Genomic DNA, 26,379 nt, shown 5'->3' on the forward strand with positions numbered 1-26,379 from the left:
ACGTCGGGCGAGGCTGCTCGGCGCCGAGCAGCTGCTCGGCAGGGTCGATCGCGGCCCGGCCGGGACGGCGGTCGCGACGGGGCGAGGAAGAGCGCCGGGCCGAACAGCGCGACGGTGAGCGGCACGCCGAGACCCGGCCCGGAGCCTCAACCCGCGCGGGACAGCGCGTCCGACACCAGCGCCAGGTCCGTGTCCGACGCCAGTCCCGCATGGTAGAGCCGGAGTTCGGTCGCCCCGAGTCCCGCCGCCCGGGCGGCGTCGTCCGCGAGCGCGCCGGGGCTGCCGCCCATACCGCCGACGACCGTGAAGTTGGCGGCGAGCACGGAGCCTTCGGCCCGCTGGTCCGCGAAAGGTGTCAGCAGTTGAGGCCCGGCGGTGCAGGGCACGACCACGCCGTCGGCGACGAACAGGATGTGCGCCGGGTCGACGCCGGCGTTCGCCCCGCAGTGGTACGCGACGGGGTCGGCGTGCAGCAGCACCTGGAAGCCCGCCGGGGCGGCGGCCCGTACCGCGGCGACCGTATCCTCCTGGAGCGTACGGGCGGTTCGCGCCCGGAACTCCAGGGTGACCGCGGCGAGTTCGGCGCCGAGCAGCTTCTCGATCCCGGCGTCGGCCGGCGCCGCGCCCTGCCAGACCGGTTCCAGGCCGTGCCGTACAGCGGCGGCCAGCAGATTGGCGTCCAGGCCCTGTTGTACGTAGCCGGCGCGGCAGGCGGCGCAGAAGCAGAGCGACATCAGATACTGCGCCGCATCGCCGAGACCCACACCCGCGGTCTTGTCGTGGGCGTGCAGATGCGCGAAGCCGTACCAGCCGCAGGACTCCAGCTCGGTGCCGCGCGCACCGGGCCGCGTCGCCGCCTCCGCCGCCAGCTCCACCACCAGTGCGCGGACGGCGGGCTGCGCGATACAGGGCGCCCAGGGGTAGCGGTCGCCGTAGGCGTTGACCACGGAGGTGTCCGGACGCTCGGCGCCGAGGCGGGAGTTGTGCGCGAGGACCACCCAGCTGTGCACCTCGAGTCCTGCTTCGGTGAGGACGGCGGCCGCTTCGCCGTAGGCGTCACCGGGAGCCCAGGCCCCGGCGGCATACGGGCGCAGCTCCCGGGCCGCCCAGCGCACCTCGTCCATCTCATAGAGCACGGCGGCGTGCTGCGCGGTGACGACCCGGCGCCGGGGGTGGCGCGGTGTCAGGGCCCGGGTGGAGTGGTAGGCGGCGGCCAGGGTGACCTGCTGGACGCCGAGGTCCGCGATACGGGAGGCGGCGTCCGGGTCGCCGACGACGTCCCAAGGGTAGAGGAAGGCGGAGGTCTTCACGCGCTCTCCTCCAGCAGGGCACGGCCGCGCTCGATCAGTGCCGCCAGGGCCTTGATGTGGAGAGCCAGGGGTTCGCTCAGCGGCGGCCGCACCTCGCCGACGTCCAGACCTCCCAGCCGCACGCCCGCCTTGACGAGCGACACGGCGTATCCGCGGCCGAGATTGCGCAGTTCGACCAGCGGCACGTAGAAGCCGTCCAGCAGTCTGCCGACCGTCTTGTCGTCGCCGGTGGTCAGCGCTCGGTGGAAGGCGATGGCGATGTCGGGCGCGAAGGCGAAGACGGCGGAGGAGTACAGGGTGACGCCGATACCCCGGTAGGCGAGGCCGGTGAGTTCGGCGGTGGGCAGCCCGTTGAAGTAGAGGAAGTCCTGGTCGGGCAGGTCGCGGCGGACCGCGCTGATGATGCGCTGCATCAGATCGAGGTCGCCGTAGCCGTCCTTGAGGCCGATGATGCCGTCGACCTGCGCGAGTCCGACGACCGTCTCGGGAGCGAAGACGGCGTTGTCGCGCTGGTAGACGATGACGTCGAGGGAGGTGGCGGCTGCGAGCGCGGTGTAGTGGCGCAGGAGTCCGCGCTGGTCGGCGATGACGAGGTAGGGCGGCATGGCGAGCAGCCCGTCCGCGCCCGCCTCTTCGGCGAGCGTCGCGAACCGGACGGCGAGCGCGGTGCCGTAGCCGGCGCCGGCGACGACGGGCACCTCGCCCGCCGTCTCCTCGACGGCCGCGGCGACGCAGTCGCGGAACTCCTCGGGGGTCAGGGCGTGGAACTCTCCCGTGCCGCAGCAGGCGAAGACCGCGGCCGCGCCGGCGTCGATACCGGTTCTCACATGTGCGCGGAAGGCATCGAGGTCGAGGGCGCCGTCCGGCCCGTACGCGGTGACGGGGAAGAACAGCGGTCCTTGGGCCCGGGCGAGCCGGGCGGCGAGCGGGGCTGAAGTCACGGGCGCTCCCTGGGCCGTGCACAGAGCCTCCGCGACCCGTGCACCATTCTGATCGATGTCCACACTTCTGAACGCCGTCACGCTAAGGCAGCCGCATGGCGCCGGTCAAGACGGAAAACCGCAACCCAGAGGCGGAGCCGGTCCCTCCACGCCACACTTGACGGTGCCCGGACCGCCCCTCAGCATGTCCACACATGTGAATGCCGTCTACGGACCTGAGCACCTCGAGGAGATCCACCCATGCCCGCTCCCCGCACCGTCCTGCTCACCGGCGCCGCAGGCGGCCTCGGCACACTGATGCGGGGGCTGCTGCCCGCGTACGGCTACGAGCTCCGCCTCTTCGACGCCACTCCCATCGAGGGGGTGCCGGAGGCGGTCACCGCCGACCTCGCCGACAAGGAGGCGCTGCGCGAAGCGGTACAGGGCGTTGACGCGATCATTCACCTCGCGGGAATCTCGCTGGAAGCCCCCTTCGAGAAGATCCTGCGCGCGAACATCGAAGGGACGTACAACCTCTACGAGGCGGCCCGCGAGGAGGGCATCGGACGCATCGTCTTCGCCTCCAGCAACCACGCGGTCGGCTTCACCCCGCGCCCCCTGGGGCAGCCACCCTTCGCGCCGGACCAGCTGATCCCCATCGACACCCCGCGCCGCCCCGACACCTTCTACGGCCTGTCCAAGTGCTTCGGCGAGGATCTGGCCCAGCTCTACTGGGATCTGCACGGCCTCGAGACCGTCTCCGTCCGCATCGGCTCCTGCTTCATGGAGCCGACGTCCGTACGGATGCTGTCGGTCTGGATGAGCCCGGGCGACGGCGCCCGCCTCTTCCACGCCGCGCTCACCGCCGAGCACGTCGGCCACGCCGTCGTCTACGGCTCCTCCGCCAACAGCCGCCTGTGGTGGGATCTCACGACGGCGCGCGCTCTCGGCTACGAGCCGCAGGACGACTCGGAGCAGTACGCCGAGAAGCTCGTCGCGCAACAGGGCGAGCTCGACCCGGACAACCCGGACCACGCGCACCTCGGCGGCCACTTCACCACCAACCCGCCCCAGTGGCCGTACTGATCGCACCCCGGATATCCGTTTGCCGGGCGGGACGTGGATATTCGCGTGCCGGGCGGGACGTGCTCCGGCCATGATGTGGGCCATGGCCAGGCCCTTCGGATTCAACTACGCGCAGCACGGCGACGGCAGCGTCGTCATCACCCACCGCGGCCGCGCGGCCGGCACGCTGCGCGGCGCCCGCGCGGAGAAGTTCCTGGCCGAGGTGGAGTCGGGCGACGCGCAGCTGGTCATGGCCCGCTGGACCGGCGCATACAAGTTCGGCAACGAACGCACGGCCCGCAACCACCCGCGCAACCGATAGCCCGAAGGTAAGGGAACGGTAAAGCGCCCTCGCTCGTTACCCCAGGCATGACAGCTATGACCCCCGGCTCGAACATCCCTCTCTCCGTCGCCCGCGTGGCGGTGGACGTCGCCGCCCCGGTGCGGCTCGACGTATCGGGCCTGCTGCTCACCGCCGACGGCAAGGTGCGCTCCGACGACGACTTCATCTTCTACAACCAGCCGACGGGCCCTGGTGTCAGTTACCGCTCCGGCGGCGGCAGTGCGCCCGACGCGATCGTGGTGGACACCGCTGCCGTCCCGCCGGGCATCGAGAAGATCGTCGTCACGGCGAGCCCGGACGCCGCGGGACAGACCTTTCAGGGCATCGAGCCGACCGCCACCATCCGCAGCGCCGACGACGGCAGCGTGCTCGCCACCTTCACACCGCCGCAGCTCGGTGCCGAGACCGCGCTGGTCGTCGTGGAGATCTACCTCCGTAACGGCGTCTGGAAGGCCCGTGCGGTCGGCCAGGGCTATGCGAACGGGCTGGCGGGCATCGCCACCGACTTCGGCGTCTCCGTCGACGAGGAGCCCGCCGCCGCGCCCGCTCCGGCCGCCGCACCCACCCCCGCGTCCGCACCGGCAGCGCCGCCGGCCGATCCGCGACTGGCCGCGTCGGCTCCGCCCGTCCCCTCCGCGCCCCCGGCCGCTCCCGCCGCCGGCGCCGGAAAGATCAATCTGGACAAGGGGCGGGTCAGCCTCCAGAAGAACCAGACCGTCTCCCTGGTCAAGGGCGGCCGGCCGCTGCTCTCGCAGGTCAAGATGGGCCTCGGCTGGGAGCCCGCGTTCCGCGGCAAGGACATCGACCTCGACGCGTCCGTCATCGCCTACGGCCCCAACCGCAACCACCTGGACAGCTGCTACTTCGGCAAGCTCTCGATCCTGAACGGCGCGATCAAGCACTCCGGCGACAATCTGACAGGTGAGGGCGCGGGCGACGACGAGGTGATCGTCGTTGATCTGGGCCGGCTTCCTGCCGATGCGACGGGCCTGGTCTTCACCGTCAACTCATTCTCGGGACAGAAGTTCACCGAGGTGGCCAAGGCTTACTGCCGGCTGATCGACGCGGCGACGGGCGAGGAGCTGGTCCGCTTCGATCTCACCGGCGCGGAGCCGCAGACCGGCGTCATGATGGCGAAACTGATCAAGCAGTTCTCGGGCGAGTGGGACATGACAGCCATGGGCGATTTCGTGAAGTCCCGCACCGTGCGCGGCATGGTCAAGCCGGCCGCCCAGGCACTGTGACCCACAAAGCACCGTGACCCGCCCCACCGGGGCCGCCATCGCTGCTAGGTGATGGCGGGCCCGGGGGCCAGGTCCTCAGAGTTTGGCCAGCTTGGAGTATGGGCTCAGGATTCTTCCCTGGCGCCCGGAGAAGTCGACGAGCACAGCGGCGTTGTCGCCCTCGACTGCGATGACTCTTCCGAGTCCGAACTGGTCGTGCGAGACCCGGTCCCCCACTTGGTATTGCTCAATGGGTGGGGACGCCGCGGCCGGTTTGTTGAAGGGACTGGAGGGCAGGTAGCGCCGGGATCCGGCTGACTTTGTCATTACCTCGAGTATGCGCCCTCGGGCCCCCGCCACGCCACGTCAGAACAGCGCGCTATAGGCATCGGGCGCCGGCCGGCCGCCGGGACGGGCATGGAGCACGGTCGCTTCGGACCCGATCTCACCACGTGTGACCAGGTCTGTCATCCCGGCCATCGACTTCTCCTCGTACACCGGATCCGTCACCGTCCCCTCGGTTCGTCCCGAAGGACGCATCGCCTCCGGCGTCGCGTCTTCCGGGACGCCGTATGTTCCCGCGTGATATCGCGCGGGGATGCCCGATGTCCTGATCCCATAGCTCCCGCTCCACTCCGATGAGTGAGGCGGTCTTGCGCGCGATGCGTACGATCTGCTCCCGGCTCCGCTCCGGGGCGTCCGAAGCATCGATACCGATCACGCGCCTCGGCCGGCCGCCGGCCTCCTTGAGCGCCGCGAAGCCCGTGAAGCCCGCGGAGCCCACGATCATTCCCGCCTGTGTACTGCCGGTGACCGAGCAGACGGAGCCCGGGGGCCGCGACGGCCGCGCCCTGGCGGGTGTGGCTGGACCGCGCTCCACCGATGGGCGCCAGGGTGTCGCAGCCCTGGGGCAGGGATCACTTCCAGGGCCAGTCCGCGTCCCGGCCCCGCTCGAGCAGCGGCACCATGCGGAAGGCCGCGTCCGTGAGCCCCCCGAAGGTGTGCCGGTTCGGCTTGCCCGACGGTGCGTGGCCGGCCCGGTAACCCGCCAGGTTCCACGTGTAGACCGGGATGTCCACCGGGACCTGCTCGGTCGGGTCGCCCCAGTAGCTGTCAGCCGCCTGCTCGTCGGTGACGATCAGCACCCGGTCGTGCTTCTTGTAGTGCTCGCGGACCGCCTCGGTGGTGTTCGTGCCACCGAGATCGCCGAACCGCTCAAGGACCTTCAGTACGGACTCACCCTCGCGGTACTTCACGGGTGCACTGCTCGTACCGAACTCGACGAGATCCGCTCGGTCCGCCCGCATCGCCACCGCCGCACCGAACACCGCGGCCGCGTCGGCGCGATTGAGCTCGGAGCGGTCCGAAAGCCGCGCCCACATGGAGCCCGAACGATCGACCAGGATCAGCGTCCGGCCGGGCAGTGCGGGCACATTGGCCAGCGAGTGGCCCAGGGCCCGCTCCAGCGGGTACGACCAGCGCAGCGAAGGTGCGTGCTGGTACGCGGCAAGGTAGCGGAAGGGGAACTGCCGCGACGCGGCGACCACGTCGGGGTCCGAGATCTCCGCGGCAACGCGCGCGGCGACCCGGTCCGAGACACCGGCCTCGTCGAAGTTCCGCAGGTTGCGGACCAGCGCCATCGGCCCCATCGACGGGATGACGGCCTCCCAGGCCGCCGCGTCCATCGGGCCCTGCAGCCAGCCTGCGAGCGCCTCCCAGGTCATGCCTGCCCCGGCGAGGCGCGCCGCGCCGTCGGCCGCAGTGATCACCGCGCGCCGCTCGGCGACGGGCACCGCCATCAGCGCCCGGTGGGCGGTGAGCGTGCGGTTCGAGGCGGGCGGCTCGGCCGTGTCCGGGTTGTGCCGACGGTCGAGGGCGTACTGGAACAGCGCGCCCTGCCACGGCTTCCCGGGGTCGGGCGAGGCGTGCACAAGGTTGAGGATGTCGCCGAAGCGGTAGCCCTTGGAGGCGGTGTCGTACTTCAGCAGCGACTTTCCGCTGTAGAGGCGGGAGACGGCATCCGCGATGCCGCGCTTGACGGGCTTGGGGACATTGCGGCCGTACTGCGAGGTCCAGTAGCCGAGCATTTCACCGGGCTCGTCGGCACGCCGCAGCACGGAGTCGACGACCTGACGGTTCGCCGGACCCGCGGTCACGGACGCGTCGAGGCGCGCCTTGACGTATTCGGCGGCGCCGACGATGGAGGCGGTCCGCATATTGCCCTCGCCGCGCAGCCACGCGAGCAGGCCGGCGGTCCACTCCGGGTCCTCGACGGCGAGCCGGCGTACAAGGGCGGTGAAGCGGTCGTCGCGGTCGCCGCCCGACTCGTAAAAGGTCTGCTGCGAAACGAAGTTGGCGACGGCCAGCAGAAAGAGCTCGGAGCGTGCGTCGCGCTCGGCGCCGACGCCGGCCTGGTGGGTGCGGACGGCGCGGCCGGTCGACCGCACGGGCGACGTGGCCCCTGCCTTGGCGGTGCGGGTGTTGAAGCGTGCCATGTGAATTCCCCCGAATTCTTTGGGGGAAGCGCAGCAAAGGGGTGCCCGGGATCAGGAGTCGGCGACGGACTTGTGCCGGGCGTGATTCCGGATTTCACCACCAGCCGTGGCTGGACGGGATGTGAACCCGCAGCCTCCAGGTCGGAGGAAGTAACCGTTGCCTGCGCACCGGGCACCCCGAATGCTGCGCCTCCCGAGATCAAGAGTGGCTGCGGCGTGATTTCGTTGGAAGAAGTAGCCGCGGCCTTCGCACCGGGAGGTGCATGAAGTTTTGGTGTGTCCAGAGATCGAGGCCGGCGGAACCGACAAGGTGCTCTGCCAACTGAGCTACACCGGCCCGAAGCCGGTGACGGGACTCGAACCCGCGGCCTCCCCATGAAGAGTGGAAGTAGGTCCTGCCTTCGCACCTGGACGAGAATCACTTTAGGAGGGCAACGTCCGGATGTGCCAAGGGTTTTCCGCGACCGCAGTGGCGCTGTGAAGACCGTGAAGGCCGAGAGAACGGTGCGCCCGTACCGGCACGAGGACGGTACGGGCGGACAACCGCGGCGGCGTCAGTGGCGCCGGCAGTGGCGCTGTCAGTGGTGGTGCGGCTGGCGCTTCCAGGGCCCCGTGATCGCGAGCATGATGCCCGGGGTCTGGATGTTGGCGTAGAGCGTCCGGCCGTCGGGCGAGAACACGACTCCGGTGAACTCGCTGTACTCGGGCTCCGCTTCGGTGCCGATGTTCAGCTCGTTGCGCGCGATCGGGTACGTACGGCCGCGCTCGGTCGCGCCGAAGAGGTGCTGGACACCCTCGCCGTCCTCGGCGATGACCAGGCCGCCGTACGGCGAGACGGTGATGTTGTCCGGGCCGTCGAAGGCGCCGTCCTTGGACGGGTCGGGGTTGACGCCGAGCAGCACCTTCAGCGTGAGGGTGCGGCGCTTGGGGTCGTAGAACCAGACCTGGCCGTCGTGCTGGACGGGGCTCTCCTCACGGGCGTACGAGGAGACTATGTACACGCCGCCGTCGCCCCACCACATGCCTTCGAGCTTGCGGGCGCGGGTGATGTCCTTGTCGGCGAACTGCTTCCGCACGGGGACGGTGCGGCCGTCGCGGTCGGGCACGTCGACCCAGTCCACGCCGTAGACGGTGCCGATCTTCGTGGCGCGGGACAGATCGTCGACGAAGCGGCCGCCGGAGTCGTAGCACTTGGTCGCCTGGAGTACGCCGGCATCGTCGGCGAGCTGGCGCAGCTGTCCGCGGCCGTGCTTGAAGCCGTGCGGCGGGACCCAGCGGAAGAGCAGCCCGTTGGGTCCGGAGGCGTCCTCGGTCAGAAAGGCGTGGCCGCGCTTGGGGTCGATGACAACGGCCTCGTGGGCGTACCGGCCGAAGGCCTTGACGGGCTTCGGGTCGCGGTTGGCGCGCCGGTCGTAGGGGTCGACCTCGAAGACATAGCCGTGGTCCTTGGTCATACCGTTCTTGCCGGCGAGGTCCTCGGTCTCCTCGCAGGTGAGCCAGGTGCCCCACGGGGTGCGGCCGCCGGCGCAGTTGGTGGACGTGCCGGCGATGCCGACCCACTGGGCGACCTCACCGCTGCGGTGCACCTCGACGACCGAGCAGCCGCCGGAGGCCGCGGGGTCGTAGACGAGGCCCTCGCTGAGCGGCACCGGGTACTTCCAGCCGGAGCGGGGGCCCTTGAGCTCGTGGTTGTTGACGAGGAGGGTCACGCCGCGCGGGCCGTCGAAAGTGGCGGTGCCGTCGTGGTTGGAGGGGGTGGACTCGCCCGACTCCAGCTTGGTGACGCCGCTGTGGGTGATGATCCGGTACGAGAATCCGGCGGGCAGTGCGAGGATCTTCTTGGGGTCGGACAGCAGCGGTCCGTAACCGGGCCCGTGGCCGCCGTGCTCGCCGTGGCCGGTCTGCTCCGCGGTGTCGGCGGCGTCCTCCGCGGCGAGAGCGCCGGGCGCGGTGGCGAGCGTACCGACGGCGCCGGTGAGGACGACTCCCGCGCCGGTGAGCGCGGACTGTCTGGTGAATTCCCTGCGGGTGAGCGGCATCGAGGTCTCCTGAGGGGACGCATCCGACTGGCTGATGACGGCCCCACCCTTCCGCCCGCGTATAAACGGCACTTGAACACCGCCCGACATCGAGAGGCCCCGCTGCCCATGAATATCCCAGCCACCGGCCGCCGCGTCCTGGTCAGCGGAGCCTCCCGGGGTCTCGGCCGTGCCGTCGCCCGGGCCTTCGCAGCCAACGGCGACCGGGTCGCGGTGCACTACGGATCGCGCGAGGACGAGGCGTGCCGCACGCTGGAATCCCTCGCCGGTACGGGCCATGTGCTGGTCGGCGGTGATCTGTCGGACCCGGCGGAGGCGGCCCGTATCGCGGGCGCCGCGGCCGGTGAACTCGGTGGCATCGATGTGCTCGTCAACAACGCCGCCGTCAATCTGCCCCATCCGCTCGCCGATACCTCGTACGAGGACTGGTCGGCGCTCTGGCAGCGGCATGTATCGGTCAACCTTCTCGCCACGGCCAATCTCAGCCATCTCGCCGCCCGCCGCATGATCGAGGCGGGCACGGGCGGCCGGATCGTCAACATCGGTTCGCGCGGTGCGTTCCGCGGGGAGCCGGACCATCCGGCGTACGGTGCGACGAAGGCGGCCGTGCACGCGCTGGGCCAGTCGCTCGCCGTCTCTCTCGCCCCGTACGGCATCGGGGTCGCGTCCGTCGCACCCGGCTTCTTCGACACCGAGCGGGTGGCGCACCGGCTGAGCGGGGCGCAGGGCGAGGCGATCCGGGCCCAGAGCCCGTTCGGGCGGGTGGCGTCGGCGGAGGAGATCGCCGCGGCGGTGCTGTGGCTGGCATCGCCGGTGGCCGAGTGGTCCTCCGGTGCGGTGCTCGACCTCAACGGCGCTTCGTATCTGCGTACCTGACGGACCATCCGAAAGATCTTGGTAACAAGGTCAGCAGGTGTGGATCACCACTGAACCCAAGATTTAGCGCAGAACGCCTTGACCGCCGATGGGCGCGGCAATAGACAGGGCCTACCTGCCGGCGGCGGACACCGCAGGGTGCCCGCCGCCGTCCCGTCCGCTACAAGCGTGCCACGCCCCGAAGCCTGCCGGTCCGGCCCGATCGGGACGGCAGCCGCCTCAACCGCCGGTCCGCGACCGTGCCTTGAACGCCGCCTTGCGGGCTTCCTTCGCCGCCCTCTTGTCCGGGTGCAGCCGGCCCATCGCTTCCAGTACGTCCGCCGTCGCCGGGTGATCCACCCGCCACGCCGCCTCGAAGAAGCCGCTGTGCTGGCCGACCAGTCCCTCCACCAGGTCCCGGAGTTCCTCCAGGTCCCCCTCCGTGCCCAGCTGCGCCGCGATCGTGTCGATGGCCAGCCAGAAGATCATCGACTCCGACGGCGCCGGCACGTCCGACGCGCCCCGCTCCGCCAGCCAGACCCGCGCCAGGCCGCCCAGCTCCGCATCGTCGAGCACTGCGCGGACCGCCGGCTCGGCCTGCGGGCCCACCAGGGTCAGAGCCTGCTGGCAGTGGAGGCGGCGCAGTGGAGCGCCCTCGTCCGCGCCACGCGCCGCCGCGAGGAGTTCGCGCGCGGAGTCGGCGGGGGTGCGCCGGGCCAGCCACTGCTCGGTCTCGGCCCGGGCCGACAGCTCCGGGTAGTGCGCCAGCCCGTCCAGAAGTGCGTCCGCGTCCTCGTCCGCCAAGTCCCCCACCGCCGGCGCGTCGATGCCCGCCTCCCGCATCCTGGCCCTGACGCCGTAGAGGCCGAGCGGGGTGAGCTTGACCATCCCGTACCGGGACACGTCCTCGTCTTCGGCCGGAGGCGCCGATTCCTCCTCGCCCTCCTCCGCCATCAACGCCTCGTCCACCGGCCGGTATTCGACCAGACCGATCGGCTCGAGCAGCCGGAACTGGTCGTCCAGCCGCATCATCGCGTCCGAGACCTGCTCCAGTACGTCGTCGGTGGGCTCGCCCATGTCGTCGGGCACGATCATCGACGCGGCCAGCGCGGGCAGCGGCACCGGCTCATCGCGCGCGCCGCCCTCGGCGACGGTCAGCAGATACAGGTTCCCGAGGACCCCATCGAGGAACTCGGACTCCGCCTCCGGGTCCCAGTCGAGCGTCTCGAAGTCGATCTCACCGTCCTCGTCGATGGCGCCGGCCAGGTCCTCCAGAACAGGAGCGGTGGCGTCCGCGTGCACGGCCTCCAGGGCGTCCTGCCAGATCGCGAGGATGTCCTGCGGTCCGCCCGAGACGATCAGTTCGAGGTTCTCCCCCGCGGTGACCGTGCCGTACTTCGCATCGTCGTCCTGCGGATCCTGGACTTCCACCAGCCCGGCGTCGACGGCGAGGCGCCACGCCTCGCTCGCGTACGCCGGACCGTCGGCCCCGCCGAGCCCCAGCTCTTCCGCGGCCATGGGCAGCTGCTCGTCGACGAGTTCGCTGCCGGCGCCGACCCGCGTCCCGGGACCCGCCCAGCGGGCAAGACGGACGGCCCTGGTCAGCAGCGGCGTGGCGAGCGCGTCCCGCGCCAGCTCCGCGTCCGAGTGCAGCCGCACCGGCGGCAGGGTGGGGCGGTCTTCCGACATCTGGTGGTTCTCCTCGGGGCGTACGGGTGCGGGCGGCCCGGTGGGCGGCCCCCAGCGTAGACGCATTTCACCGCGTTTCGCCGAGCCCGGGCAGTACGCGCAGTGCACGCCGGGCAACGAGCGGGCTCCCCCACGCCGGTTCATCCGCCCGCCGGTCGCCGTACACCCGTCAACCCTTGACAACTCCCCTGTGGAACCAAGAGATTGACGCGCGTAGAACCATTTTTGCGCCACCCCTCATCCCTCACTCCCGGAGTTCGTTGATGCCTTCCTCCGTCGTACCGAGAACCACCGCCGTCTCGGCCGTCGTCGCCGTCGCGCTGGCCGCGGGCCTGCTCGCCGGCTCCTCCGCCGCCTCCGCCGCGGAGGTCCGGATCCATGACATCCAGGGCTCCACCCGGATATCCCCGCTGGTCGGGCAGCAGGTCACCGAGGTACCCGGCATCGTCACCGGCGTACGGACCTACGGATCCAAGGGCTTCTGGTTCCAGGACCCGCAGGCCGACGCGGACCCGGCCACCAGCGAGGGCGTCTTCGTCTACACCGGTTCCAACCCGACCGTCGCCGTCGGCGACCAGGTGCTGGTCTCCGGCACTGTCGGCGAGTACATCCCCGGCGGCACCTCCTCCGGCAACCAGTCGCTCACCCAGATCGCCAAGCCGACCGTCACCGTGGTCTCGTCCCAGAACCCGCTGCCCGCGCCGGTGACCGTCTCCGCCCGGTCGGTCCCCTCGGCGTACGCCCCGGCCAGTGACGCGGCGGCGGCCGGCAGCATCAACGCGCTGCCGCTGAAGCCCCGCGCCTACGCTCTGGACTACTACGAGTCGCTCGAGGGCAGCAACGTACGCGTCGGCACCTCGCGCGTCGTCGGCGCGACCGACGCGCATGCCGAGCTCTGGGTGACCGTGAAGCCGCACGAGAACCCGGTCCCGCGCGGCGGCACGCTCTACAGCTCGTACACCGCGCAGAACACCGGGCGGCTCCAGATCCAGTCGCTGACGCCGCTGGCCGAGAAGCCCTTCCCCACGGCGAACGTCGGGGACGTACTGTCCGGAACGACCGAAGGGCCCCTGGACTTCAACCAGTTCGGCGGCTACACCCTGACGGCGCGGACCCTCGGCACGGTGCAGAACCTCGGTCTGAAGCGTGAGGCGACGCGCAAGCAGCGCAAGGGCGAACTCGCGGTCGCCACCTACAACGTGGAGAACCTGGACCCGTCCGACCCGCAGGCGAAGTTCGACGCGCTGGCGGCCGCGGTCGTGACCAACCTCGCCTCGCCCGACATCGTCGCCCTGGAGGAGATCCAGGACGACAACGGCGCCAAGAACGACGGCACCGTCTCGGCCGAGGAGACGCTGAAGAAGTTCACGGCGGCGATCACTGCGGCCGGCGGTCCCGCGTACCAGTGGCGCACCATCAACCCCGAGAACAACAAGGACGGCGGCGAGCCGGGCGGAAACATCCGTCAGGTCTTCCTCTTCAACCCGGAGCGGGTGTCCTTCACCGACCGCCCGGGCGGCGACGCGAAGACGGCGACCGCGGTCGCCCAGGAGGGGGGCCACGCGGCCCTGACCCTCTCACCCGGCCGGATCGACCCGTCCAACGCCGCCTGGAGCGACAGCCGCAAGCCGCTGGCCGGCGAGTTCACCTTCCGCGGCCGTACGGTCTTCGTGATCGCCAACCACTTCGGCTCGAAGGGCGGCGACGAGTCGCTGACCTCGCACCACCAGCCGCCGAACCGTTCCTCCGAGACCAAGCGCCTCCTGCAGGCGCAGGCCGTGAACGCCTTCGTCAAGGACATCCTGAAGGCCGACCGCCGCGCCGATGTCCTGGCCCTCGGAGACATCAACGACTTCGAGTTCTCGGCGACGACAAAGGCTCTGACGGACGGCGGCGCGCTCTACCCGGCGGTCAAGTCCCTCCCCTGCTCGGAGCGTTACTCCTACGTCTTCCAGGGCAACAGCCAGGTTCTCGACCAGATCCTGACGAGCCCGTCGATCCATGACTTCGCGTACGACAGCGTGCACATCAACGCGGAGTTCTCGGACCAGAACAGCGACCACGACCCGCAGGTCCTGCGCTTCCGCCCGTAGCCGCTCGCCCTACCGGCGACGTAGCGCATACCGCAATGCCGCCGCGGCACCGCAGCACCGCCGAGGTGAACCGCGGCACCAACCGGCTACACGCCCGCGCTGAGGCTCAGCGCGGGCGTGTACCGGTTCACGCCGCCACCTGTCACGCCGGGGAAGCTCTGCACCTTCGCCCACTGCGGGGCCTCGACCCGACTCCGTCGCCGGGCGCGGTAAGCGCCTCGCGGTGTGCCTCGGCGCTCTCCCACTCGGCGTAGTTGAGCACCCGGGTCCCGTCGACGCTGACGTGGAAGTGCCCGGCGATGCCGCCCGGATCGGGGTGCGGTTCCGTTTCCAGGGCTTCGAAGACACCGTCCACCCAGGCTCGTTGGCGCTCGGTGTCCGGCTCGTCGAACGCCACGTCCACGATCACCGCGCAGCCCGCGATCCGCCGGTCGTCCGTCCCAAGGCCGCCGCTGCGGTAGAGCTGGTAGCAGTGCGGCCCGAGCCGCTGGATGCCGGGCACGGCCGCGTCGATCTCCTCGTTCCTGTCGTCCCGGTGGGCGCGGAGGAAATCCTGGTACGCGTCCTCGTCCCGGTCAACCGCCGACGCCCACGTCGTTGTTGGGTGCGCCGTCGCCCACCGGCGGCAGATCGCCGCGCTCGACCGGCGCGGTGGGCTCCTGCTGCTGCGGCAGTATCTCGTCCAGCTCCCGGTCGTCCGCCGGGTGCGCCGCCTTCGCGGCACGCCGCAGGGTGTCGCGGTCCACGGCTCCGTCGGCGCCGATCCGTACGACATGACCGTCCTCGGCCCGCGCGTACTCGTGGGCGTCGCCGGACGTCCGGTACCAGTACGTGCCGTCCCGCTCGCACTTCACCGGCCGCCCCTCCGCCGGATACAGGGAACGCTCCGTGCAGTTGGCCTCGGTCAGCGTTCCCCGGTCGACCTCCAGCCGTATCTGCTCGCCGCTCTTGGAGACATACACGCTGGAGAAGCCGTCGCCGCCCAGGACTCCGACGGACTGCTTCGCGAGGTTGTATCCGTCGACGGCCGTGACATAGATGTGCTCCATCGCGGACTGCATATAGCGGGCCCTCGCCTCCAGTCGAGACCGGTCGGGCGCCGGTCCCGAGGACCCCGTCCGCCCCGGGGTCCCTGAGGCTCCTGACGCGGCCTTCTCGGTGCCGCAGGCGGTCAGGGCGAGGGGCAGCAGCAGGATCAGCGGGAGGTGGCGCGCGGCTCGGAACATGGATACATCCTGCCGGGTGCCCTACGGAGAACCGGCCCTGGCCGCGATCACCGTTCGGTGACGGGTAGCGGAGTGCGTGGTTCCCGCCGCCGAACCCCCTGGGGCGTACGAGGATCCGGCGCCCAAGGCCGCCCGAGCATCCAACAGTTCAGCTCCACTTACCTTTCACCCCAAGAGAATTTAAGTAGACCTTCACCCTCTGCCCGGCCGAAACTGCGGTATGGCCATATCCCGCCCTTTCGGCCGCGCGCTCTGCGCGATGATCACGCCCTTCACCGACGCCGGTGAGCTGGACCTGGGCGGCGCCCAGAATCTCGCGGACCAACTGGTGACCGAGGGCTGCGACGGCCTCGTACTGAACGGCACCACGGGTGAGTCGCCGACCACCTCGGACGCGGAGAAGACCGCTCTCGTCCGGGCGGTGGTGGAGGCGGTGGGCGACCGCGCGGCCGTCGTCGCCGGCGTGGGCAGCGCGGACACCCGGCACACCGTGGAGCTGGCGCGGGCCGCCGAGGCGGCGGGCGCCGACGGGCTGCTGGTGGTGACGCCGTACTACAGCCGTCCGCCACAGGCAGCTGTCGAGGCGCACTTCAGGCAGGTCGCGGACGCGGTCGGCATCGCCCTCATGCTGTACGACATCCCGGGCCGCACCGGCACCCGTATCGAGCCGGACACGCTGCTGCGGCTGGCCGGGCATCCGCGGATCATGGCCGTCAAGGACTGCGCGTACGACCTGCTCGGCTCGACGAAAGTGATTGCCCGGACCTCGCTGGCGTACTACTCGGGCTCCGAGGAACTGAATCTTCCGCTGTACGCGGTGGGCGGAGCGGGCTTCGTCAGCACGGTCGCGAATGTCGCGCCGCGGCAGCTGCGGGCGGTGCTCGACGCGTACGACACGGGGCAGGTCACCGAAGCCGCCCGCCTGAATCAACTCACCGCCCCGCTGAGCGAGTTGATGATGGCGTCGGGGCTGCCAGGCACGGTGACCGTGAAGGCACTGATCGACTCGGGACCGGTCCGTGCACCGCTGCAGCCCGCCGGCCGGGAGGCGGCCGACGGGCTGCGAAGGGCATACGAGGAACTGCTCGCATCAACATCCGGCCCGTCCGCCTGAGGACCTGCGGCGGGGCCGCCCCCTGAAGACACCTCAGTTGTGGCTGTTCTGATGTTGTTGCAGGCCAGAGGATCAATCCGCCCCGTGGGCCGTGTCGGGGCCGTCATCTGCGACGTCATGGTTCTTGAAGACGTGATCCACCGCAGCCCGCGTCCGGGTCTCACTCGCCGGCATCAGGTGCGTGTACGTCCGGAGTGTGAAGCTCGGGTCATGGTGGCCGAGGTACTCGCTCAGGGCCTTGATGCTCTCCCCCGCGTCCAGGAGCACTGAGGCGTAAAAGTGCCTCAGCGCATGCATGCCGTTCTCACGACCGAGAGGTACAGCAGCGGCCCGAAGTGCCGGTTTCCACACGTGCTGGTTGAAACGAGTTCGGTGCAGAGACTTGCCATGCGCACTGAGGAAGATCAGCGAGGCAGTCACCGGCGGGCCGTCCAGCGTCTTCCACGGCAAGGTGATCTCAACCGGCTCATGTCGCGTGATGTGCGCAGCCAGCGCAAAGGCCACGGTTTCGGGCAGCGGCACGTCACGTTCCTTGCCGCCCTTCGGAGGCCCGAACACGGGCCGAGTTCCACGGATCAGCTTGACCTGACGGACCACGTGAACCGTGCCGCCGAGGAAGTCCACATCTTCAACGGCCAGGCCGAAGATCTCTCCCTGTCGCATGCCGCAGCCTGCACCGACCGCGATCATCTCGCGATAGTTGTCGGGTAGTGCCTCGTGCACAGCCATGACGCGATCAACCGGCCACGGCTTGACCTTGCGAGGGTCCAATCTCGGCGCCCTCACCGAACGCGCACGGCAAGGGTTCTCGGAAATGATCCGGTCTTCCACGGCAGCGGTGAACACCGCAGATACGTTGGCGAAGATCGACCGCCGGTACGAGGCTGCTCGGCCGGTTGCCTCCAACTCCCGTATCCACACACGCAGATGAGAAGGTCGGAAGGATGCCATCGGCCGATCACCCAGGTACGGGATCGCGTGCACCCTCAGCCGGATCTCGACACTCTCGCGCGTAACCGGGTCCGTCGTGAGCGCAGCCATCCACGTCTTGGCGTACTTGCCGAAGGTCACCGCGCCCGCAGTCGGATCTATGTAGCGCCCCTGCGACATGTCCGATTCGATGTTGGACAGCCAGGCTTCGGCCTTGCGCTTCTGCTTATCCGGGAAACTCCTGCTCTTCTCGGAGCCGTCCGGACCGATGTAGCGAGCGCGGTACCGGTGGCCCACGCCGAAGCGGTCGGTCTTGGTCTTGGTGGCCCTGCCGTCGGGTCCCGGTTCAGTCTTGTACCAGCGGTCTTGGACGTGTCCAGCCATCAGGCAGCCCCTTCCATGAGGGATTCGACCCAGACCCGTACGTCTTGCGGGTCGTAACGAAGGTGTCGGCCGACGCGGAAGCCGCGGGGCCCGGTGCGCTTGCGCCGCCACTGATAGACCGTCTCGATCGGGACGCCGAGGAGGTCAGCGAGATCAACCGGGGTCAGGTAGCGGTCGGGGAGCAGTCGGTCCATGGTCACCACTCCCCCTCGGCTTCAAGTTCCGCCCGCATCTCACGGCCGATGTCGCGGTTGTCCTTGAGGTCTTGGGCGATGGAGGCGGCGAGCCAGGATTCGCCGGGGGTGTGGCCCTGCCCGGCGTACTCCCAGTGCGCGAGCACCAGGGTCGTGTCCTCTGCTGTGTCGTCGTCCTGGTCGAGGGCGGGCAAGCCCTTCTCCCGGCGTTCTTGCTGGGCACGCCAGTCGGCCCGTGCGCCGCGCAGAGCTCCGAGCGTGGTCGAGTACCGAGGCGTCTTGGTCGAGAAGTGGCCCCGGAAACCGAGCATGTGAGACCAGTGGGCCAGCAGCCGTTCCGGATAGTCCGCGTCCAGGTCCCAACAGGCCTCGATTAGACGCCGGGTGTGCTCCGGCAGTTCGGGGTGGCCGTCCAGTTCCCTCAGCTCCCCGATACGACGATCCAGTGTGCCGGTCGTCTCCGCTGCCTTGGTGGCGTACTTGGCGACGTACGCGCCCACGGCATGCTCGGTGACGTCGGCCCGGTCTTCCAGACTGCCGATTGGCTGCACATCGAGTTGCGTTCCCCAGTGCAGCGTCCGGGCGGGGAAGCGGCCGGCAGCAGCCACCGGAACCGTGGCCCGCGAGGCAGCAGCGCGGATCGCGTCGTCAAGGAGTGCGACCGTGGCCCAGGCCGGAGCCGGAGACTCGGGCCCCTCTGATCCGTCGATACGAATGATGGCGTGGAAGTGGACCGCCCCGCGCTTCTGGAACTCCGCCACCTTCCCGAACGAGACCCGGGCATGGTCCCGAAGCGCAGCTTGGGTGAGCCCAGCGCGGGCGGCGACCTCACGGCGAAGGTAGATGGTGAAGCGCTGCCACAGAGCGCCAGCGTGGTTGTTCCACAGCACCGCACTCGCGTAGTCGTAGCGCTCCGGATCAAGCGCCGTACCCAGCGCGGGATCGTCCTCCATGTGGGCGGTGCCGCAGAGGCAGCGGCCGGAGGCAGGCCGATTATGAACCGGGCCGAACGACGGAGCGGTCAGCGTCGCGAAGACGCGAGGGCGCTCGGCCACGGTGGCAGGAATGCCCTTGCCGCCGACCAGTCCGGCCATGATCAGGTGATAGGTGTCCCCCGCGTAGGTCCACGCGCAGGAGGGGCAGCGCGAGGCCCGGCGGTTGCCGCACGCGATCCGTAACCGGCCGCCCGGTTCGTCGCTGGTGGAGTACTCGAAGAATTCACCCGTGCGCGTGTCCACAGTCCGCGAGAAGCCGCTCAAGTGGATGGGGTTGGCACAGCCACCGGTCCGCCGGACCTGTTCCTGCCAGCGCTCGAAGCGAGGCGAGTTGGCGACCCGCAGCATGTCGGCCAGGGTCACGGGGTCAACGCCCACAGCGGCCGCAGTGTCAGCCACGGCCGCCGGGGAAACAGCAAGCTGGGTCACCAGCGTCGCCCCCTCTGATGGGTGCTGGCCGACTCGCAGGACGGCCCGGAGGTGTCCCGCCGGTTCTTCGTCGCCTGACCAGAGCGCGGGTTCTCGTAGTTGTCGTGGAACTGAGCCACCTTCAGCAGCTCACTGCCCTCTCGCTTGGCCTTCTCGATGTCGGCGTTCACATCGCGGTCGGAGTCGCGTTCCTTGCGGCTGAAGATTCCCATCACGCAGCCACCGCCTCAGCGGCCATCGCGACCAGATGACGCCGGACCGTGACCAACTGCCGAGGCGGGAACGAGCAGTGGATGACCCGGTAGTTGTCGAACCGGCCGTAGTGGGCGTCCCATACTTCCGCCGTCGCCGTCTTGTCGGCGCAGTGGCTCCAGAAGGTCACCAGGTCGCAGGTCCGAACGATGATCTCGCGCAGGCCCCAGCGGTTCGCGCCGTCAACCATGAACGCGGCGACCTTCGACAGGTCCGGACGACGCTCGTTCACCCAGTCCGATGCGTACAGCGCGAGAATCAACGACACGTCAGGCAGTTCAGCCACAGCAGCCGGAGATAAGGCCGAGTGCGGAGCGGTAGGCGTCGCAGGCATGATGGAAGCTCCCTTCGAGGGAGCCGGGGGCGGCGATTCTGCTTGGCGGTAGGCCGTCGCCCCCGGCGACGTGTACTAGCTCACGTCCATGTATACGTGTGCTAGTACACAATCGCAAGGGCTTTGCGGGGTACTCTTCTCTGTGTGCTAGCAGACGAGCTCGGAGGAGGAGAAATGACACCGCGAGTCCAACGGGCCGCGCCGCCGTTCATGCAGATCGCGGATCACTTCCGACAGCAGATCGTCGACGGCGCCCTGCCACAGGACACCAAGCTGCCGTCTATCGCTGAGATCGCCGAAGAGTGGGGTGTAGCCACCGCCACGGCAGCGAAGGGCGTGAAGCAGCTCCAGGCCGAGGGGTACGTGCGGTCCTCGACGCAGGGCACGTTCGTGGACCTCGGACGGAAGCTGACGAGCGGCTCGGACCGCCTCCAGCTCCAGCGGGCGACGGGTAGCGGCTTCCGCCCCGGCGAGCGCGTTGAGATCGTGAGCGCTGGTCTGGTGCCCGCGCCGGCCAATGTCGCCGAGGCTCTCGGGCTGGACGAGGGCGCACAGGTCGTCCGTCGCCAGCGGCGGTACCTGGACGACGAGGGTGTCATCACCCTGTCCACGTCGTGGCTGCCGGGTGAACTGGCCGAGAGCGCCCCCGAGCTGGCCGTGCCGGAGAAGCTGCCGAAGATGACGTTCGGTCTGATCGAGGACCGGACCGGGCGGCGTGCCGTGCGGAGGCGTGACGTTGTGTGCGTGCAGCCTGTGCCCGAAGACGCGGCTGCCTTGCTCGATATCGAGGCGGGCACTCTCGCCCTGACCATGAGCAACTACTACTGGGACCAGCACGGTTCTGTGACGGAGTACGCCACCGACTTCATGGGGGCGGGACGCCAGCTCACGGCGGAGTACGACCTGAACTAAGCAGTTCCAGGGGACCTGTTACAGGTTTCTCTACCTCGATCAAGGCTCGCTGCGCTCGCTGTCCGACCGGCATTCGGTCAGCGAGCGAGGATCATTACCAACCCAGCCACCGCCACGCAGCCCAGCCCCACGGGATGGCTTCTTCCCCTTGCCCGCCATGGGCCCGCGTGGCCCCCAGAAGGCTTCAACGACACCAGGGAACTGGCCCATCGGGAGAACGGTGGAAGCTCAGGAGAATGACCACAGTTGACGCCTGGGGCGTCTGCTTTCCCGGCCTCCTGAACTGCGGTAGCAGTCTGATCAGAGATCAGAGGTGCCGCACGGAGTGCGGCGGCGCCGGCCGGACGCCGCCGCGCTTGCCCCTCCATGTCTACGCCACCGGGGCCGCACGTCGTCGCCCGCCCGCGCCCACAAGGGGGCGAAAGAACCAGGCCGGGGGTGGGGACGGACGGCTCCACGGCTTTACCCACACTCCCCGATTCGGGACCCGCGTCGAGCAAGACCAGGGGGCCACTCGGACACATTGCGGGCAGGGGTGAAACCTGCCCGAGTAGCCGGCAAGCGTACGGCCCCCTGATCATGCACGACCCCAAACCAGGCAGGACACCGGCCAAACCCGCTCCGCCGACCTCGCCAAGGAGCCCGTCCGCAGCGTCAGCGGGGCTCTACTCAACGAGCTGGATCTTCTAGAGAGGGCTTGTTGGCGCCGCACCTCCTCTGGCGCTGCAGGGGCGAAACAACGGCGGACGTGAAGGTAGCGGCTGACGAGTGAACAGGGAATATGGTGCCGCCGTGGTTGCCCCCGTGCCAGATACCGAGGTTGGAACCATCTTTGCCGTTCTGGCCCGCGGCCGACTCCCGTCGCACTGTGGCTGGTTAGGCCATCGTGTCGGCGGACGTTTTCTGATGAGCTTGCATCGAACATACGTACGCTCATGGAAGGCTCTAGGTTGAGACCCTTACGCACTCTGTCAGGGCTACGGAACGTTGCTGCGGGCGCCGTCCTGGCTCTGCTCGCGGGAATAGGCACGGCCACGGCCGCCGACTCCGCACCCAGCCCCACCCCCTCCTATTCTCCGGCGTCGCTTGCGGCTGCCGGCCCGGAAGACCTCGCGGCCGGCGGGCAACGCCCCGAATCGGGCAAGAACCCGTCGGCCGGCCCGCAGTTCGTCAAGAGCGGCAGCACCTGGAACGTCATCACTCCCGATGTCGTGCTGCGCAACACCGTCACCGATCCAGACCGCGACAAGGCGAACCTGACCTTCGAGGTATGGACGACTGACGCCAACGGCAAGCCCAAGACCAAGGTCGACTTGGACGGCCCCGGCGAGTACGGGGTTCTGGTATCGGGCTACGTCGACTCGGGCAAGCTCGCGCAGGTCCCTGTCCCGTACGGGAAGCTGAAGCCGGGCGTGACGTATACGTTCCGCACCTCCGCCTACGACGGCAGCCTGTACGAGACCGAATGGTCGCCGTACGCGAACTTCCGCATCAACCCCTACGTGACCTTCCCCGCGCCCCAGACCTCGTCCATCATCGACCCGGTCGCGCAGAAGGTACGAGAGTTCACGCGCACCAACGCCGATCCTCCCAGCGCCCGCAAGAGCGACCGGAAGTGCTCTGCAGCCGATCCCCAGGGCCGCAAGCTGTGTATCGAGATGACCCCGCCGTCCAAGGATGGCCCGCCTGCTGACCCTCGACTGGCTCCCGGGAGCCCTGCCGTCGAGCTGGTGGACTGGTGCTACGAAAAGCCGGCGGGCAAGGACTACATGAACCGCACCGAAGCCTGCTTGAAGAACGTCGGTGGCGTTGACATGTACTTCCTCAGCACCGATCCGGACAGCCCCGCGCTCGGCATGGCCCACTTCGAGATCGAGCAACGCATCAAGGCCTACCCCAACAAGGGTTCCAGCGGCAGCAACTTCGCGGAGTTCGACCAACAGATCTACCTGGTCCCGACGCGAATCGACCCAGATCTTGAGGGCGTCACCCTCAAGTGGAACGCCGGAGACAACTGCGACTCTTGCGTTGTCTCCCAGACCAAGTGGGCGGACAACCAGAACAACACGTCCGACGCACACTGGGACGCCAACGACTGGACGGAGTTCAGCGGGCGCTGGGGACGATACCTGACTCAATGGAACGGCACCGGCAAGGAGACAATCGACCTCGGCTGGTCGATCACCGGCACCGTGGACGCCAGCAATGCCCTTCAGGTGACCGTCGGTCTGGGTACCAGTGGAGTCGAGTCCGTACGGGAACTCGCCCCGCGCTGCGACGACATCCTCAATGGCGTGGCGCCCGGATGCGTGCTGCCGTTCTTCAAGCCGACCTACACCGTCGACACCAACCTTTACCCTGCCGCGGGCGCCTACTACTGGCTGATGCAGGAGAAGATGCCCGACCACGCCGGCTCGGTGAGGTGGGATTCGCTCCTGCACTACTTCGGCCCCGACTCGACCGCGACTGGTCCCGACGGCAAGCCGTGGGACTCGGACAAGAGCCGTAACAAGGTATGTGGCAACTGGACAGTACCCAAGGCGGATGCCTCGGTGGGCACCATGGACTGCGACGAGTACGCCATGGCCTCCACCCACGAGAGCGGCGGCTTCCCCGGCGGTGTCAACCAGGTCACCTCCGGCGACGAGTGTGCCCAGCTCAACACCGACAAGATGGGTGACGGCAGCGCCAACTTCGGCCTGTTCGCCGACACCCGCAAGGCCACCAAGGGGCCCACTGGGAAAGAGCGGTGCGGGCGGGCCGGAATCAACGCGGACCAGAACCGAGGTGCCTTCAAGAAGCTCCAGCCCTCCATCTGGCGTCTCCTGGACAACGACGGATTCTTCGTCAGCAACCCCGGATTCGAGCACTGCGTGAACGCAAGCACCACCTGCTCCTGGCGCAAGGCCTGACATCGACCGAAGCAGGGGGCGGGGGCCAACATTGCTGGCCCCCGCCCCGTCTCGTGGCCCGTCAGCAGGTCAAGGAGTTCCCCACACGAGGGCGCCGTCTACCAGGCCAGGCTTGGCCGAACCCGCCAGGGAAGGCGCCTCAAGGGCGTCGGCCATCTCCTCAAGAAGGGTGGTCAAAGACTCGAACTCGACCCGCCGGTTGGCGAACTCGTCCCAGGACCACACTTCGCCCGTGCCGGCATCCAGGTAGAGGCCGTTCGACCAGCTGTGTTCGCCGAGCGTGCAGACGGGTATCCAGCGGTGGTCCCACAGGCCGTCGCCGAAGTCGTAGATCTGCCCCCAGCGCTGGTGAAGTTCGATGGCCTCGGCAATGGTCATGAGCTTCGCATTATCCGGCAAGAACGCGGCACCGGAGCTGGACTGGACGCCGCGATGCAGATGCCACAGAGCTCTCAAGTCACCCGGAACCCTGACGCCGAGTTCCCTCTCCGCCCTGTCGATCTCCTCGCTTGACGCCCCTTCTTGCAGCGAATCGAACGACACGGGCGCATGGTCGCGCAGCCACGTTTCGACGCGCTGCCAGGCGGCAGTGACCTGCCGCGCCGCCATCTCCTCCAGGCGGGGATCTGGGGCCGCTACGGGCTCCCGTTCCGGGGCGACGGCAGCCGGTTGCGCTGCCTCGACGCTCACGATCCGTACCTGCCCCTCGGCCAGCACGGGAGGTCCGTAGGCGTACTGCACGTCCAGTTCCGGGCAGTCCTCGAAGGTTTCACCGTCGATCCGTGCCGCGTACATAGACGGCTCTCCCGTGGGGCTCCCCAGCAGGGGATTGTCCTCAAGCTGCCCGCACAGCACCTTCAAGGCGTACCTGACACCCCTCCCCAGCCTCTCGCCCCGCTCCTGTACCTCCGCCGGTAACTCAACCGCCACAGCCTGCTCCTTGCTATTCGCCGGATCTCCAAGGCTCTCAGACCCAGGAGAGAAGAGGGCGAGTTGCAGCCGATCGCCGTTCGTGACGCTTGCGAGTGCCGCGGCGACGGTCGAAGGACCGGACCACCCATCGGGAGAACTCGGTGCAGAGTCCCACTGCCAGAAGTCCAGCTAGCCATCACCGCGATCCGCTGGTTCGAAGCACACAAGCGGTAGGCCGGGGCCGCCTCCGTGCCGTGATCGCATTTACAAGGCACGTGTTGGCGGCGCGCGCGTGCCAGATCCGTGCCAGATCGAGCGGTCAGTCACGGTCAATTGGGGTGTGAGGCGGTGCAGGTACGCGCTGACAGGCTTGGCCCTGCTGTACGGCTGCTGACCAGCCAAGACCGTCCTACGTTCGGCGCCAGGCTTACAAAGCAGATGTCACCCCAACGAGTTGAGCGCCCTCCCCCGGGCCGTCTCCGGGCCGTGGAAGGGCGCTCAATGATGACCAACGCCGACAACTGCCGACAGCTCAGCAGCAGGCCAGAGCACTGATCGAAAACACGGCCGCAGCTCACGGCCACCAATGATCAGTTGTGGCTGTGCAGTACCTCGTTGAGGCCGCCCCAGACCGCGTTGTTCGGGCGGGCCTCCACGGCGCCGGTGACCGAGTTGCGGCGGAAGAGGATGTTGCTCGCGCCGGACAGCTCGCGCGCCTTGACGATCTGCCCGTCGGGCATGGTGACCCGGGTGCCGGCGGTGACGTACAGACCGGCCTCGACGACACACTCGTCGCCGAGCGCGATGCCGACGCCCGCCTCGGCGCCGATCAGGCAGCGCTCGCCGATGACGATACGGACGTTGCCGCCACCGGAGAGCGTGCCCATGGTCGAGGCGCCACCGCCGATGTCGGAGCCGTCCCCGACGACGACGCCCGCGGAGATCCGGCCCTCGATCATCGACGTGCCGAGCGTGCCGGCGTTGAAGTTGACGAAGCCCTCGTGCATGACCGTGGTGCCCTCGGCGAGGTGCGCGCCGAGGCGGACCCGGTCGGCGTCGGCGATGCGTACACCCTTGGGCGCGACGTAGTCCGTCATCCGCGGGAACTTGTCGATGCTCGTCACCTGCAGGTGCAGACCCTCGGCACGGGCATTCAGCCGGACCTTCTCCACGTCGTCGACGGCGACCGGACCGAGCGAGGTCCAGGCGACATTGGCGAGCAGCCCGAAGAGGCCGTCCAGACTCTGGCCGTGCGGCTTGACCAGGCGGTGCGAGAGCAGGTGCAGACGCAGGTACGCGTCGTGGGCGTCCAGCGGCTTGTCGTCGAGCGAGGCGATGACCGTACGGACGGCGACAACCTCGACCCCGCGGCGGGGGTCGGACCCGATGGCCTTCGCGGCGCCCGCTCCAAGGAGCTCGGCGGCCTGCTCGCCGGTCAGCCGCTCGGTGCCGGCCGGACCGGGCTCGGCGGCGAGCACGGGGGCGGGGAACCAGGTGTCGAGGACGGTGCCGTCGGCGGTGAGGGTGGCGAGTCCGGCGGCGACGGCGCCGGTGGTGCGAGGAGCAGTGGTGTCGGTCATGACAGAAAACTTAACCGGCCGGGGCGGGCCGGGGCGAACCGGTCTCAGGTGCCGGTCTCGCGTCCACCCCGGGCCGGACCAGGGGCGGAGGTGAGGGTTGCCGAGGACGGCGGTCTCCACGAGGGTGTCGGTACCCACCACGGTGTCCCCGCCGGAGGCCGGCAGCCGCACCG

General features: G+C 69.2%; 22 protein-coding genes and 2 pseudogenes. 8 read left to right on the top strand and 16 right to left on the bottom strand.

Annotated elements, in window-relative coordinates; translation table 11 throughout:
- Positions 1-146: 146 nt before the first annotated feature.
- Positions 147-1,310 carry a hypothetical protein gene (locus OG966_RS10015; protein WP_326649124.1) on the bottom strand — a complete coding sequence of 388 codons (1,164 nt, stop codon included), beginning with the start codon at positions 1,308-1,310 and terminating at the stop codon, positions 147-149.
- On the bottom strand, positions 1,307-2,251 hold the full coding sequence (locus tag OG966_RS10020; RefSeq protein WP_326649125.1) for a 5-dehydro-4-deoxyglucarate dehydratase: 945 nt from the start codon (positions 2,249-2,251) through the stop codon (positions 1,307-1,309). Before OG966_RS10020 ends, OG966_RS10015 begins: the two co-directional genes overlap by 4 nt.
- A gap of 240 nt (positions 2,252-2,491) precedes the next feature.
- On the opposite strand from OG966_RS10020, the gene OG966_RS10025 reads away from it, so the two are divergent.
- The 3 genes from OG966_RS10025 (at position 2,492) to OG966_RS10035 (ending at position 4,882) form a co-directional block, all read left to right on the top strand.
- Positions 2,492-3,316 (top strand): NAD-dependent epimerase/dehydratase family protein, encoded by an 825-nt coding sequence (locus OG966_RS10025; protein ID WP_326649126.1) that lies wholly within the window; start codon positions 2,492-2,494, stop codon positions 3,314-3,316.
- Positions 3,317-3,398: 82 nt separating this feature from the next.
- Positions 3,399-3,617: a hypothetical protein gene (locus OG966_RS10030; protein ID WP_326649127.1), complete on the top strand. Its 219-nt coding sequence runs from the start codon at positions 3,399-3,401 to the stop codon at positions 3,615-3,617.
- A gap of 47 nt (positions 3,618-3,664) precedes the next feature.
- Positions 3,665-4,882, top strand: coding sequence for a TerD family protein (locus tag OG966_RS10035; protein ID WP_326649128.1), 1,218 nt, complete (start codon positions 3,665-3,667; stop codon positions 4,880-4,882).
- 75 nt (positions 4,883-4,957) lie between these two features.
- Here OG966_RS10035 and OG966_RS10040 read toward each other — a convergent pair whose 3' ends face one another.
- The 4 genes and pseudogenes from OG966_RS10040 to OG966_RS10055 form a co-directional block, all read right to left on the bottom strand.
- Complete coding sequence (locus OG966_RS10040; RefSeq protein WP_326649129.1) at positions 4,958-5,188, bottom strand: hypothetical protein; 231 nt, start codon at positions 5,186-5,188, stop codon at positions 4,958-4,960.
- Between the two features lie 39 nt (positions 5,189-5,227).
- Positions 5,228-5,684, bottom strand: a pseudogene (locus tag OG966_RS10045) (1-aminocyclopropane-1-carboxylate deaminase); the annotation flags it as partial.
- A 94-nt stretch (positions 5,685-5,778) separates the two neighbouring features.
- Positions 5,779-7,356 (bottom strand): TROVE domain-containing protein, encoded by a 1,578-nt coding sequence (locus OG966_RS10050; RefSeq protein WP_326649130.1) that lies wholly within the window; start codon positions 7,354-7,356, stop codon positions 5,779-5,781.
- Positions 7,357-7,934: 578 nt separating this feature from the next.
- Entirely contained in the window at positions 7,935-9,395 is a 1,461-nt protein-coding gene (locus tag OG966_RS10055) for an alkaline phosphatase PhoX (RefSeq protein ID WP_326649131.1), read from the bottom strand.
- A gap of 108 nt (positions 9,396-9,503) precedes the next feature.
- On the opposite strand from OG966_RS10055, the gene OG966_RS10060 reads away from it, so the two are divergent.
- On the top strand, positions 9,504-10,271 hold the full coding sequence (locus tag OG966_RS10060) for an SDR family NAD(P)-dependent oxidoreductase (RefSeq protein ID WP_326649132.1): 768 nt from the start codon (positions 9,504-9,506) through the stop codon (positions 10,269-10,271).
- Positions 10,272-10,490: 219 nt separating this feature from the next.
- Here the strand turns inward: OG966_RS10060 and OG966_RS10065 are convergent, their stop codons facing one another.
- The gene (locus OG966_RS10065) at positions 10,491-11,939 is read right to left on the bottom strand and encodes a hypothetical protein (RefSeq protein WP_326649133.1); all 1,449 of its coding nucleotides are present in this window, start codon (positions 11,937-11,939) and stop codon (positions 10,491-10,493) included.
- Between the two features lie 263 nt (positions 11,940-12,202).
- On the opposite strand from OG966_RS10065, the gene OG966_RS10070 reads away from it, so the two are divergent.
- Positions 12,203-14,032 carry an endonuclease/exonuclease/phosphatase family protein gene (locus OG966_RS10070; protein WP_326649135.1) on the top strand — a complete coding sequence of 610 codons (1,830 nt, stop codon included), beginning with the start codon at positions 12,203-12,205 and terminating at the stop codon, positions 14,030-14,032.
- An 86-nt stretch (positions 14,033-14,118) separates the two neighbouring features.
- Here the strand turns inward: OG966_RS10070 and OG966_RS10075 are convergent.
- Both OG966_RS10075 and OG966_RS10080 read right to left on the bottom strand, forming a co-directional pair.
- A pseudogene (locus OG966_RS10075) lies at positions 14,119-14,600 on the bottom strand (antibiotic biosynthesis monooxygenase); the annotation flags it as partial.
- A gap of 7 nt (positions 14,601-14,607) precedes the next feature.
- On the bottom strand, positions 14,608-15,258 hold the full coding sequence (locus OG966_RS10080; RefSeq protein ID WP_326649136.1) for a hypothetical protein: 651 nt from the start codon (positions 15,256-15,258) through the stop codon (positions 14,608-14,610).
- 220 nt (positions 15,259-15,478) lie between these two features.
- Here OG966_RS10080 and dapA point away from each other — a divergent pair, with 220 nt between their 5' ends.
- Positions 15,479-16,372: a 4-hydroxy-tetrahydrodipicolinate synthase gene (gene dapA, locus OG966_RS10085; protein WP_326649138.1), complete on the top strand. Its 894-nt coding sequence runs from the start codon at positions 15,479-15,481 to the stop codon at positions 16,370-16,372.
- Between the two features lie 72 nt (positions 16,373-16,444).
- Here the strand turns inward: dapA and OG966_RS10090 are convergent, their stop codons facing one another.
- The 5 genes from OG966_RS10090 to OG966_RS10110 are packed head-to-tail and all read right to left on the bottom strand — an operon-like array spanning position 16,445 to position 19,824.
- On the bottom strand, positions 16,445-17,686 hold the full coding sequence (locus OG966_RS10090) for a tyrosine-type recombinase/integrase (protein WP_326649140.1): 1,242 nt from the start codon (positions 17,684-17,686) through the stop codon (positions 16,445-16,447).
- Positions 17,686-17,880: a helix-turn-helix transcriptional regulator gene (locus OG966_RS10095; RefSeq protein ID WP_326649141.1), complete on the bottom strand. Its 195-nt coding sequence runs from the start codon at positions 17,878-17,880 to the stop codon at positions 17,686-17,688. Before OG966_RS10095 ends, OG966_RS10090 begins: the two co-directional genes overlap by 1 nt.
- Positions 17,881-17,882: 2 nt before the next feature.
- Positions 17,883-19,274 (bottom strand): replication initiator protein RepSA, encoded by a 1,392-nt coding sequence (gene repSA, locus OG966_RS10100; RefSeq protein ID WP_326649142.1) that lies wholly within the window; start codon positions 19,272-19,274, stop codon positions 17,883-17,885.
- A gap of 26 nt (positions 19,275-19,300) precedes the next feature.
- A complete protein-coding gene (locus OG966_RS10105; RefSeq protein ID WP_326649144.1) occupies positions 19,301-19,516 on the bottom strand; it encodes a hypothetical protein in 216 nt (71 codons plus the stop codon).
- The gene (locus OG966_RS10110; RefSeq protein WP_326649145.1) at positions 19,516-19,824 is read right to left on the bottom strand and encodes a hypothetical protein; all 309 of its coding nucleotides are present in this window, start codon (positions 19,822-19,824) and stop codon (positions 19,516-19,518) included. The genes OG966_RS10105 and OG966_RS10110 overlap by 1 nt, the downstream gene beginning before the upstream one ends.
- A gap of 240 nt (positions 19,825-20,064) precedes the next feature.
- Here OG966_RS10110 and OG966_RS10115 point away from each other — a divergent pair, with 240 nt between their 5' ends.
- Entirely contained in the window at positions 20,065-20,802 is a 738-nt protein-coding gene (locus tag OG966_RS10115) for a GntR family transcriptional regulator (RefSeq protein WP_326649146.1), read from the top strand.
- 950 nt (positions 20,803-21,752) lie between these two features.
- The gene (locus OG966_RS10120) at positions 21,753-23,714 is read left to right on the top strand and encodes a hypothetical protein (protein ID WP_326649147.1); all 1,962 of its coding nucleotides are present in this window, start codon (positions 21,753-21,755) and stop codon (positions 23,712-23,714) included.
- 69 nt (positions 23,715-23,783) lie between these two features.
- On the opposite strand, the gene OG966_RS10125 is transcribed toward OG966_RS10120, so the two are convergent.
- Complete coding sequence (locus tag OG966_RS10125) at positions 23,784-24,509, bottom strand: SMI1/KNR4 family protein (RefSeq protein WP_326649148.1); 726 nt, start codon at positions 24,507-24,509, stop codon at positions 23,784-23,786.
- A 707-nt stretch (positions 24,510-25,216) separates the two neighbouring features.
- A complete protein-coding gene (gene dapD / locus OG966_RS10130) occupies positions 25,217-26,206 on the bottom strand; it encodes a 2,3,4,5-tetrahydropyridine-2,6-dicarboxylate N-succinyltransferase (RefSeq protein ID WP_326649149.1) in 990 nt (329 codons plus the stop codon).
- Positions 26,207-26,379 lie beyond the last annotated feature (173 nt).

It is taken from the genome of Streptomyces sp. NBC_01750 (genome assembly GCF_035918095.1).
In the GTDB taxonomy this organism is placed as follows: domain Bacteria; phylum Actinomycetota; class Actinomycetes; order Streptomycetales; family Streptomycetaceae; genus Streptomyces.

Bases quoted from the DNA above. Each gene is read 5' to 3' on its own strand.
- OG966_RS10025 (WP_326649126.1), top strand. From the start codon at position 2,492: ATGCCCGCTCCCCGCACCGTCCTGCTCACCGGCGCCGCAGGCGGCCTC.
- OG966_RS10030 (WP_326649127.1), top strand. From the start codon at position 3,399: ATGGCCAGGCCCTTCGGATTCAACTACGCGCAGCACGGCGACGGCAGC.
- OG966_RS10035 (WP_326649128.1), top strand. From the start codon at position 3,665: ATGACAGCTATGACCCCCGGCTCGAACATCCCTCTCTCCGTCGCCCGC.
- OG966_RS10040 (WP_326649129.1), bottom strand. From the start codon at position 5,188: ATGACAAAGTCAGCCGGATCCCGGCGCTACCTGCCCTCCAGTCCCTTC.
- OG966_RS10050 (WP_326649130.1), bottom strand. From the start codon at position 7,356: ATGGCACGCTTCAACACCCGCACCGCCAAGGCAGGGGCCACGTCGCCC.
- OG966_RS10055 (WP_326649131.1), bottom strand. From the start codon at position 9,395: ATGCCGCTCACCCGCAGGGAATTCACCAGACAGTCCGCGCTCACCGGC.
- OG966_RS10060 (WP_326649132.1), top strand. From the start codon at position 9,504: ATGAATATCCCAGCCACCGGCCGCCGCGTCCTGGTCAGCGGAGCCTCC.
- OG966_RS10065 (WP_326649133.1), bottom strand. From the start codon at position 11,939: ATGTCGGAAGACCGCCCCACCCTGCCGCCGGTGCGGCTGCACTCGGAC.
- OG966_RS10070 (WP_326649135.1), top strand. From the start codon at position 12,203: ATGCCTTCCTCCGTCGTACCGAGAACCACCGCCGTCTCGGCCGTCGTC.
- OG966_RS10080 (WP_326649136.1), bottom strand. From the start codon at position 15,258: ATGTTCCGAGCCGCGCGCCACCTCCCGCTGATCCTGCTGCTGCCCCTC.
- dapA (WP_326649138.1), top strand. From the start codon at position 15,479: ATGGCCATATCCCGCCCTTTCGGCCGCGCGCTCTGCGCGATGATCACG.
- OG966_RS10090 (WP_326649140.1), bottom strand. From the start codon at position 17,686: ATGGCTGGACACGTCCAAGACCGCTGGTACAAGACTGAACCGGGACCC.
- OG966_RS10095 (WP_326649141.1), bottom strand. From the start codon at position 17,880: ATGGACCGACTGCTCCCCGACCGCTACCTGACCCCGGTTGATCTCGCT.
- OG966_RS10105 (WP_326649144.1), bottom strand. From the start codon at position 19,516: ATGGGAATCTTCAGCCGCAAGGAACGCGACTCCGACCGCGATGTGAAC.
- OG966_RS10115 (WP_326649146.1), top strand. From the start codon at position 20,065: ATGACACCGCGAGTCCAACGGGCCGCGCCGCCGTTCATGCAGATCGCG.
- OG966_RS10125 (WP_326649148.1), bottom strand. From the start codon at position 24,509: ATGTACGCGGCACGGATCGACGGTGAAACCTTCGAGGACTGCCCGGAA.
- dapD (WP_326649149.1), bottom strand. From the start codon at position 26,206: ATGACCGACACCACTGCTCCTCGCACCACCGGCGCCGTCGCCGCCGGA.